Annotated in this window: 9 protein-coding genes; 7 read left to right on the forward strand and 2 right to left on the reverse strand. The window is 57.9% G+C overall.

What is annotated here, in order from left to right:
* On the reverse strand, positions 1 to 1,056 hold a 1,056-nt coding region (locus tag IGS51_RS01360), incomplete at its 3' end, for a glutamine synthetase III (protein WP_297075071.1).
* A 457-nt stretch (positions 1,057 to 1,513) separates the two neighbouring features.
* Here IGS51_RS01360 and IGS51_RS01365 point away from each other — a divergent pair.
* Complete coding sequence (locus tag IGS51_RS01365; RefSeq protein ID WP_297075073.1) at positions 1,514 to 1,960, forward strand: aspartyl protease family protein; 447 nt, start codon at positions 1,514 to 1,516, stop codon at positions 1,958 to 1,960.
* 6 nt (positions 1,961 to 1,966) lie between these two features.
* Here the strand turns inward: IGS51_RS01365 and radA are convergent, their stop codons facing one another.
* On the reverse strand, positions 1,967 to 3,481 hold the full coding sequence (radA, locus tag IGS51_RS01370; protein ID WP_297075075.1) for a DNA repair protein RadA: 1,515 nt from the start codon (positions 3,479 to 3,481) through the stop codon (positions 1,967 to 1,969).
* Between the two features lie 463 nt (positions 3,482 to 3,944).
* Between radA and rpaB the strand changes: the two genes are divergently transcribed.
* From rpaB to IGS51_RS01400, 6 genes are all read left to right on the forward strand, one after another.
* Positions 3,945 to 4,676 carry a response regulator transcription factor RpaB gene (rpaB, locus tag IGS51_RS01375; protein WP_197673308.1) on the forward strand — a complete coding sequence of 244 codons (732 nt, stop codon included), beginning with the start codon at positions 3,945 to 3,947 and terminating at the stop codon, positions 4,674 to 4,676.
* A 199-nt stretch (positions 4,677 to 4,875) separates the two neighbouring features.
* Positions 4,876 to 5,949 (forward strand): phosphate acyltransferase PlsX, encoded by a 1,074-nt coding sequence (plsX, locus tag IGS51_RS01380; RefSeq protein WP_297075078.1) that lies wholly within the window; start codon positions 4,876 to 4,878, stop codon positions 5,947 to 5,949.
* On the forward strand, positions 5,949 to 6,953 hold the full coding sequence (locus IGS51_RS01385; RefSeq protein WP_297075079.1) for a beta-ketoacyl-ACP synthase III: 1,005 nt from the start codon (positions 5,949 to 5,951) through the stop codon (positions 6,951 to 6,953). The genes plsX and IGS51_RS01385 overlap by 1 nt, the downstream gene beginning before the upstream one ends.
* 100 nt (positions 6,954 to 7,053) lie before the next feature.
* Entirely contained in the window at positions 7,054 to 7,944 is an 891-nt protein-coding gene (fabD, locus tag IGS51_RS01390) for an ACP S-malonyltransferase (protein WP_297075081.1), read from the forward strand.
* 36 nt (positions 7,945 to 7,980) lie between these two features.
* Complete coding sequence (locus IGS51_RS01395) at positions 7,981 to 8,613, forward strand: 1-acyl-sn-glycerol-3-phosphate acyltransferase (RefSeq protein WP_297075082.1); 633 nt, start codon at positions 7,981 to 7,983, stop codon at positions 8,611 to 8,613.
* A 351-nt stretch (positions 8,614 to 8,964) separates the two neighbouring features.
* A complete protein-coding gene (locus IGS51_RS01400; RefSeq protein ID WP_297075084.1) occupies positions 8,965 to 9,258 on the forward strand; it encodes a DUF2288 domain-containing protein in 294 nt (97 codons plus the stop codon).
* Positions 9,259 to 9,397: the final 139 nt, after the last annotated feature.

The following is a 9,397-nucleotide window of genomic DNA, read 5'->3' on the forward strand; positions in this document are numbered from 1 at the left end:
TGACCAGTTGTTGTGCTTTCCGCTTCCATTGATGCCCGCAAACGGCTTTTCGTGCAGCAGACAGACAAATCCGTGCTTTTTCGCTGTGTTTCGCAGCAGCGTCATGGTCAACTGCTGGTGGTCGCTGGCCACGTTTGCCGCCTCAAAATAGGGCGCAATTTCAAACTGACCCGGAGCCACCTCGTTGTGTCGCGTCTTGGCCGGAATGCCCAGCCGATACATCTTTTCCTCCACGTCCTGCATGAACACCTGCACCCGTTCAGGAATCGCGCCAAAGTAGTGGTCATCAAACTGCTGCCCCTTGGCGGCAGGATGTCCAAACAGGGTGCGCCCCGTCAGCAGCAGGTCGGGACGGCTGTGGGCAAAGTGGGCATCCACCAGGAAATATTCCTGCTCTGCACCGCAGCTAGAGTTCACCGGAGCCACGTCGGTATGGCCGAGCAGCTTCAAGAGGCGAGTGGCCGCTTTGCTCATGGCCGCATTCGATCGCAGCAGCGGGGTTTTCTTGTCCAGCGCCTCGCCCGTCCAGGAGATGAACACGGTGGGAATGCAGAGGGTCGCGCCGTTGTCGGTTTCCATGATGTAAGCGGGACTGGTGACATCCCAGGCGGTGTAGCCCCGCGCCTCAAAGGTGGAGCGGATGCCACCGTTGGGGAAGGAGGAGCCGTCGGGTTCGCCCTGCACCAGCACTTTGCCCGTAAACTCGGTGATGGCCGTGCCGTCGGATTGCAGCGAGATGAAAGCGTCGTGCTTTTCCGCCGTGATGTTGGTCATCGGATAAAAGACGTGGGCGTAGTAGAGCGCGCCCTTGGAAATCGCCCAGTCCTTCATCGACGCAGCCACAATGCCCGCGACCGAGACATCGAGCTTGCCGCCAGTTTGGATGGTGTGCTTCAGCGAGCGGAACACTTCTTTGGGCAGGCAAGCCTGCATTTTGTTGAGCGTGAACACATCCACAGCCCACAAATCTTCCAGACGGCTGGGCACCTTGGGGGCGACGGGCTTGCGTTCGGTGATTTGGCGGATGGTTTGAAACCGTAGCTCATTAGAACTCATACAGAGGTGTCCCTTGGTTTGGGTGAAGGTGGGTTGAAACGTAGACCGGGTAAGAGGATTCTCTCTCCAGCCCCAGAGCATCTCTGCTGATTTCTGGGAGCGGGTTCTCGCTGCGAAAAATTGGAACGTTGAAAACGCTTGGGCTGTATTAGGCTTGTCCAAAAGCCAGAGCGTTAGTAAACGTGGGGCACGCAGGATTGCTCGTTGCGGGGCGATCGCACGTAATTTTGGGGCGCGGCTGGCAAAGCAGCAGCTCCATCTGCGTCACCATAACGCCATGCTCTGACGAAGAAAGTAGCAATCGCAACGTAAATGCTAAAAAAAGCTGCGGATTTTGGGTGTAGAACCCAGAAAAATGTCGAGATTTGGCGATCGCCTTCTTCGCTTCTCTCTCGCTGTTCGGTGGGAGCCGCTCACGCTAAGATCAAAGCTGCGCTGCACCATGAGGGTTCATGCAATGAGGCAACTGGTTATCCCTCAGCTCAAGCGAAAGGTCTTAACCACGCTGACGGTGACGAATCTGGCTGACCTGATGCGGGCAGACGAGGGCAGCCTACCGACCGAATCGGTGCGGCAAGTCACTTTGACAGATGTGCTGGTCGATACGGGGGCGACGCTGCTTTGCCTGCCAGAGCGCGTGACTCGGCAACTGGGGCTGAAGCGCTTTCGCGAAGTAGAGGTTGCCACTGCGGCCGGGATCAAACCAGCCCGCATTTTTCAAGGCGTTCATCTGGAAATTTTGGGGCGTGAGGGCACGTTCGACTGTCTGGAGCTACCCGGCAGACAGGATGCGCTGCTGGGCGTGATTCCGCTAGAGGCGCTGGGTCTGGAGCCAGATTTGCAGAATCAGCAGTTGCGAGTGCTGCCGATTACGCCAGAACAAACTTACCTGAGCGCGGTTTAGCTTATTCTATTCGCTCTTGTTGTGGGTTTGATTGCTGCTGGTCAGCGCGACCGTAATGGCATCCACCACCCGCGCCACAGGAATAATGTCCAGCCCCAGCCCCGGATGCTCCGCCTGACTGGCGGGCACGATCGCCCGTTTGAAGCCCAGCTTGGCCGCTTCCTTCAGCCGTAGCTCCATCTGCGAGACGGGGCGCACCTGCCCGCCCAACCCCACTTCGCCAATCAGCACCGTGCCAGGGTCAACCACGCGATCGCGAAAACTGGCGGCCACGGCGATCGCCACACCCAGATCCGCCGCAGGTTCGGCCACGTTGATGCCGCCGGAAGAGGCGACGTAGGCATCCAGCTTCGACAGGGGAATGCCCACGCGCTTTTCTAGCACCGCCAAAATTTGCAGCAGCCGATTATATTCAATGCCCGTGGCGGTGCGACGCGGCGACGGATAGCTCGTCGGGCTGGCCAGCGCCTGTAGCTCTACCACCAACGGGCGCGTGCCCTCACAGGCGACGATGGTGGCCGTGCCGGGCGTTTCTGCATCGCGATCGCTCAAAAACAGCGCCGAGGGATTTTGCACTTCCTCCAGCCCGCGATCGACCATTTCAAACACGCCCAGCTCATTCGTCGCGCCAAAGCGGTTTTTCACCGAGCGCAACAGGCGGTGGCTGGCAAAGCGATCGCCCTCAAAATACAGCACCGTGTCTACAAGATGCTCCAGCACCTTCGGCCCGGCGATCGCCCCTTCCTTGGTGACATGCCCGACGATGAACAGCGTGATATGCTCCCGCTTTGCCAGTTGCATCAGCGCCGACGTACACTCTCGCACCTGCGACACCGACCCCGGAGCCGAATTGAGCGTGGCAAAATAGAGCGCCTGGATACTGTCGATCACCGCCACCGTCGGCCGCAGCGACTCCAGTTCAGAAAGAATCGTCTCTAGATCAATTTCCGGCAAAAGATAAAGGGAGTGAAATGTTGAGGCGTTGGCCTGCTGTAGCGACAGGGTGACAGGGACTTGAGTTTTCTCTTTTCTTTCTTCCCCTATCTTCACACCGCTCCCCACGCCTAGCCGCTGCGCCCGCAGCTTCACCTGCTGCCCCGACTCTTCGGCACAGACGTAGAGAACCCGGTGCTGCGCCGCAAGCTGATTGGCCACTTGCAGCAGCAGGGTAGATTTGCCGATGCCCGGATCGCCGCCCACCAGCACCAGGGAACCGGGCACAATGCCGCCGCCCAGCACTCGATCCAGTTCGCCGTAGCCGGAGGCAATGCGGGTCTGGGGATGGTCGGAAATTTCGGGGAGGGTGAGCGCGGCGATCGCCCTTGGTTCGCCCTTGGAATTGGCGCTGGCCCGTTTGGGCGATCGGCTCACGGCTCCCATCGCGGTTTTGGCGCTGCTGGCTGGTGCGACTGTCTGCTCCACCAGCGAATTCCAGCTTCCGCAAAAGGGACACTTGCCAAAATATTGCGGCGAGTCCGCGCCACACTCATTACAGACATAGCTTGTTCGAGGCTTGGGCATAGCAGCAGACCTGGGCAGCGCAAAAATTGAAGTTTAGTGAATTCAGGGATTTACTCAATCAATACACCCAAGAAAGCGGATCGTCCGCCTGCTTCTGCCTGCGTTCACCTCCCTCAAAGGGGCGATCGCCAGTCCCAAAGAATCAAAGTTCCGTCCTGGTAGGGGCTATCCTAACGGCCCCATTCCAGAGCAGCAATTTTCGACGTAAGCCCAACTTATAGCCCAACCCCACAAAGACAATTTGAAACCCTTCGAGATTAATGTTTCTTAATGTGAAATGAGGCGAAATCTTTCATAAGATTTATTACTATCTGAGAGTTTGCAAGAAATGTTAAAAAACTCTGAAATGTAGGGAGATTGGGAATTTCACGCGCTCAAGACAGGCCCATAGGCTACTATTGTTAATGATAGTCTGGGAAGAATTAACTATCAAAAATAATCGCTTCAAGGAGTGTTGACTAAATTGGAGAATCACAAAGAAAAAATTCTGGTCGTTGACGACGAAGCCAGCATCCGACGCATTCTCGAAACTCGTCTCTCCATGATTGGCTACGATGTCGTCACGGCTGCCGACGGCGAAGAAGCGCTAGAAACCTTCCGCCACTCCGATCCAGATCTGGTTGTGCTGGATGTCATGATGCCCAAGCTGGACGGCTATGGGGTTTGCCAAGAGCTTCGCAAAGAGTCCGACGTACCGATCATTATGCTGACGGCCCTGGGCGACGTTGCTGACCGCATCACCGGGCTAGAACTGGGTGCAGACGACTACGTGGTCAAACCCTTCTCGCCTAAGGAGCTAGAGGCCCGCATCCGCTCGGTGCTGCGCCGGGTCGAAAAAACGGGTACGACGGGGATTCCCAGTTCCGGTGTTATCCAAATCAACACGATTCGGATTGATACCAATAAGCGCCAGGTCTACAAGGGCGACGAGCGGATTCGGCTGACGGGCATGGAGTTTAGCCTGTTGGAGCTGCTCGTTGGGCGATCGGGCGAACCCTTCTCCCGCTCCGAAATCCTGCAAGAAGTGTGGGGCTACACGCCAGAGCGCCATGTCGATACCCGCGTGGTCGATGTTCACATTTCTCGACTGCGGGCTAAGCTCGAAGACGACCCCAGCAACCCCGAACTCATCCTCACGGCACGCGGAACGGGCTACCTGTTCCAGCGGATTGTGCCGCCGGGTGAAGTGGAGTAATCTTGCGTCTCCGTTGCGCCTGTCTCTCGCATCTTTGAGCTAATGCACCTGAAACTAATGCACCTCCTAAATGCGCCCCAATGCGCTGAGCAGGTCTGTGAAGACTCAGGGCAAAGAATTCAGGGCACTCCGCTGACTCGCTCCGGTTTCCGGTAGAGTCCATCTGATAAAATTTGTGAGGTTTCTATAACGTTGATCGATGGGTTCAACTCGAGCACGGATTGCCGTTGATGCAATGGGCGGGGACTTTGCCCCGGTGGAGATTGTTTTGGGTTCCCTGCGGGCCCAGGCAGAGTTAGATGCAGATATTCTGCTGGTCGGCAAGCCCGATCAGATTCAGGAAGCGCTCAAGCACCATAGCGTGCCTCCCGGTTTGGAAATTGTGCCAACGGAAGACATGGTGGAAATGCACGAGGAGCCGCTGACGGCAATTCGTCGCAAGCCCAATGCTTCTATTAATGTGGCGATGGATTTGGTGCGCCAGGGCAGGGCCGATGCGGTGGTGTCTGCGGGGCATTCGGGTGCGGCGATGGCAGCAGCGCTGCTGCGGCTAGGGCGGCTGCCGGGGATTGATCGGCCGGCGATTGGGGCGGTGCTGCCAACGATGACGGCTAAGCCCGTGCTGATTCTCGACGTGGGCGCAAATGTGGACTGTCGGCCCAAGTTTCTGGAACAGTTTGCCGTGATGGGGTCGGTTTATTCCAAGTACGTCCTCGGCATTCCAGAACCCAAGGTCGGACTGCTGAATATTGGCGAAGAGTCTTCTAAGGGGAACGATCTGGCAGTTCGGGCCCATCAAATGCTGCAAGAAAATTCGCGGATTGCCTTTATTGGCAACGCAGAAGGCCGCGATGTGCTGTCGGGTGACTTTGATGTGGTGGTGTGCGACGGCTTTGTGGGCAATGTGCTGCTGAAGTTTGCCGAGGCGGTAGGCAGCGTCATGCTGCAAATTGTCCGCGAGGAGTTACCTCAGGGTTTGAATGGCAAGCTGGGTACTGCAATTCTCAAGCCGAACCTGCGCCGCATTAAGCAGCGGATGGATCACGCTGAGCATGGGGGTGCGCTGCTGCTGGGTGTAGCGGGCATCTGCATTATTAGCCACGGCAGTTCTCAGGCTCCTTCGATTTTCAATGCGATTCGGATGGCGAAGGAGGCGGTCGATCATGGCGTTTTGGGCCGGATTCGGGCGCAGTATGAATCGCCAGAACTGGCAGTCGCAGATGGGCAATCGTCGCTGTCGCGCGGCGGTGAACAACCAGAGAGTGTTGAATAATGGCGCAACGAGTTGGAGCGGGGGTGGCGATTACGGGCAGCGGCTCTTCAGTGCCGGAGCGCCATCTCGATAACGAAGCCCTGAGCCGAGTGGTGGACACTTCGGATGAATGGATAGCCTCTCGCACGGGCATTCGGCAGCGGCGATTGGCAGATGCGGCAGGCTCTCTGCGGGCGATCGCCACTCAGGCGGCCCAGAATGCTCTGGCCATGGCAGGGGTAGCGGCCTCAGAGATTGATCTGATCGTGCTGGCGACTTCTACACCCGATGATCTGTTCGGCTCTGCCAGCCAGATTCAGCATGATCTGGGCGCAACGCAGGCAACGGCCTTTGACCTGACGGCGGCCTGTTCGGGCTTTGTGTTTGGGCTGGTGACGGCGGCGCAGTTTATCCAAAATGGCGTGTATCGCAAGGCGCTGATCATCGGCGCAGATGTGCTGTCGCGCTGGGTGGACTGGAGCGATCGCCGCACCTGTGTCCTGTTTGGCGACGGGGCGGGTGCGGTGGTGATGGAGGCGAGTGAGCGCGATCGCCTGCTGGGATTTGAACTCCGCAGCGACGGCACGTTGAACCACTGCCTGAACCTGGCCTACCAGGGGCAGGATAGAGAACTGGTGGACGGAGTGGCGATCGCCCAGGGCACATTTCAGCCCATCACGATGAACGGACAGGAAGTGTACCGTTTTGCCGTCAAGCGGGTTCCCGAAGTCATCGAGAAGGCGCTATTTCGGGCGGAACTGACGGTCGATCAGATTGACTGGCTAGTGATGCATCAGGCAAACCAGCGCATCCTTGATGCCGTTGCCGAGCGTTTGGGCATTCCCAGCGAAAAGGTCATCAGCAACATGGCCAGCTACGGCAACACTTCCGCTGCGTCTATTCCCCTGGCGCTGGATGAGGCCGTGCGGCGGGGCGATATCAAGCCTGACGACATCATTGCCACGGCAGGCTTTGGCGCAGGATTGACCTGGGGCGCGGCGGTGTTTCGCTGGGGCGCAAGTTAGGCGCGAGTAGGCGCGAGTCAGGCGCGAGTCGGGCGCGAGTTAGACAATTAGAGTTCTGATCACAGTTTGGATCACGGTCTTGATCACTAGGCGTTGAAATATGACAAAGACAGCGTGGGTCTTTCCTGGGCAAGGGTCGCAGGCAGTTGGCATGGGGGCTGACCTATTTGACCTGCCCGCCGCTCAGCAGCGGTTTGAGCAGGCGGCGGAGATTTTGGGCTGGTCGGTGCCAGAGATTTGCCAGAGCGAAGACGACAAGGTGTCCAAAACGCTCTACACCCAGCCCTGCCTCTACACCGTCGAGAGCATCCTGGTAGATTTGCTGCTGGAAAGGGGGCTACAACCTGCGCTGGTGGCGGGTCACAGTTTGGGTGAATATGTGGCGCTGTACGCGGCGCGGGTGTTTGAGTTTGAGTCAGGCCTGCGGCTGGTGAAGCGTCGGGCTGAGCTAATGGATAGCGCGTCCGAAGGGATGATGGCGGCGCTGCTGGGGTTTGACCGGGCGCAGCTCGAAGCGGCGATCGCCCAAACGCCGGATGTCGTGCTGGCAAACGACAACAACGACGGTCAGGTGGTAATTTCGGGAACGCCGAGCGCCGTGGAATCCATCATGTCTGGGGTCAAATGCAAGCGGGCCGTCAAGCTCAACGTCAGCGGCGCATTCCACTCGCCCCTGATGGCAGACGCGGCAGCAGAATTTCGCACCGTGCTGGATAGCGTGGCGTTTCAGACGGCCCAAGTCCCCGTCTTGTCGAACGTAGACCCCACGCCCGCCACCGATGCTGCTGTGCTAAAAGACCGCCTCGATCGGCAGATGACGGGTTCCGTCCGCTGGCGCGAAATCTCCCTCCAGCTTTCCCAGGCAGGCATTGAGCGGGTTATCGAAGTGGGCCCTGGCAAGGTGCTGACGGGCATCATCAAGCGCACCTGCCCGGACGTAGCGCTGGAAAACGTGGGGGCGATCGCCGACATCGAGCGCGTGGCCGTGTGATGCCGCTGAACTCCCCGTCAACCCAACAGTCCTACCATGCGCGATCGCGAACCCCCGGTCAGCCTTGCCCTCTACCACCTGTTCAAATGGTCGGTGGTGGCACCGATGCTGCGGTTTTACTTTCGCGGGCGGGTCTATGGACTGGAAAACGTCCCCCAGCGCGGGCCGCTGATTGTGGTGGCAAACCATGCCAGCGACTTTGACCCGCCGCTGCTGTCGTGCTGTGTGCGGCGGCCCGTGTCCTACATGGCCAAGGAAGAACTGTTTCGCGTGCCCGTGCTAAAGCAGGCGATCGCCCTCTATGGAGCCTATCCAGTAAAGCGGGGTTCGGCAGACCGCAGCGCCATTCGAGCGGCCCTGCATCAGCTTGAGCAGGGCTGGGCGATGGGAATTTTCCTCTCTGGCACGCGCACCCCCGACGGCCGCATTCCCGAAGCCAAGCTAGGTGCGGCGATGATTGCGTCCAAGGTTCAGGCTCCCCTGCTGCCCGTTAGCCTCTGGGGTACAGAGGCAATTCTCCCCAAGGGCAGTCGATTTCCCCGCCCAGTGCCCATTACAGTACGAATAGGACAGCCCATTCAGCCGCCAGCGGGCGATCGCGCTGCCCTAGAGCAGGTCACGCAGCGCTGTGTAGAAACAATTCATGCAATGCACGACCTGGGGCGGTAAATTTATGTTAAGAATTATAAATAAAACTCGGATTGGGCTGAGAAAGTCCAAGGGTAAGGGTTGGAATCTGAAGTGCTTAGGGGCTTGCGGTTTGCACTCCTAAGTTCAAGCCACATTTGGAATGCGGGGCTTTACATTGCAGCGTGCAGTGCGACGAACATGACATGATTTGTACTTTGAGTCAGATCTCAGTAAGGTCTTCTCAGTGAGGCTTTAAGGTCTTAAGGTCTTAAGGTCTACAGAGAAGGTCTATAGAGTTTTTGTAAGGGAATCGCCCAATTTTAGGGGAATCTCATCGAACTGCGGTCTATAGAACTAGACCAACCATGTTGAGTAGCGAGGGTTGTCGGAATGCAGGATTTGCGGGCAGAGCTGGCGGGCACGATGGGCGAGGCAGAGTGGGACTGGCTCATGCCCCATGCGGAGCGGAATGCGCTAGTGCTGGTGGCCACAGGTCTGGATCTGCTGGATGTGGGCGTGGCGATCGCCTCGGATCACACCACAACGGTGCAACGATGGATTGACGAAGGACTGATCCAAAAGCCCAGCCCTGAGCAAATCAAAGTTTGGAACAGCAGTCGCAACAAGCGATTCAACGCGCTGATTTTGCAGCCCTACGTGCTGGTGCAAGACGTGTTGGCGTAGAGATGAATTGGCGTAGAGATGATGGGATCAAGGGGGTGTATCCCACTTTTGTAACCCTCACCCTATATCCCTCTCCCAGGGCAGGAGAGGGACTTCCAATCCGGCTCCCCTTCTCCCTTTTTGGGAGAAGGGGCTGGGG

Origin of the sequence: Thermoleptolyngbya sp. M55_K2018_002 (assembly GCF_015295965.1) — a bacterium.
Classification (GTDB): domain Bacteria; phylum Cyanobacteriota; class Cyanobacteriia; order Elainellales; family Elainellaceae; genus Thermoleptolyngbya; species Thermoleptolyngbya sichuanensis.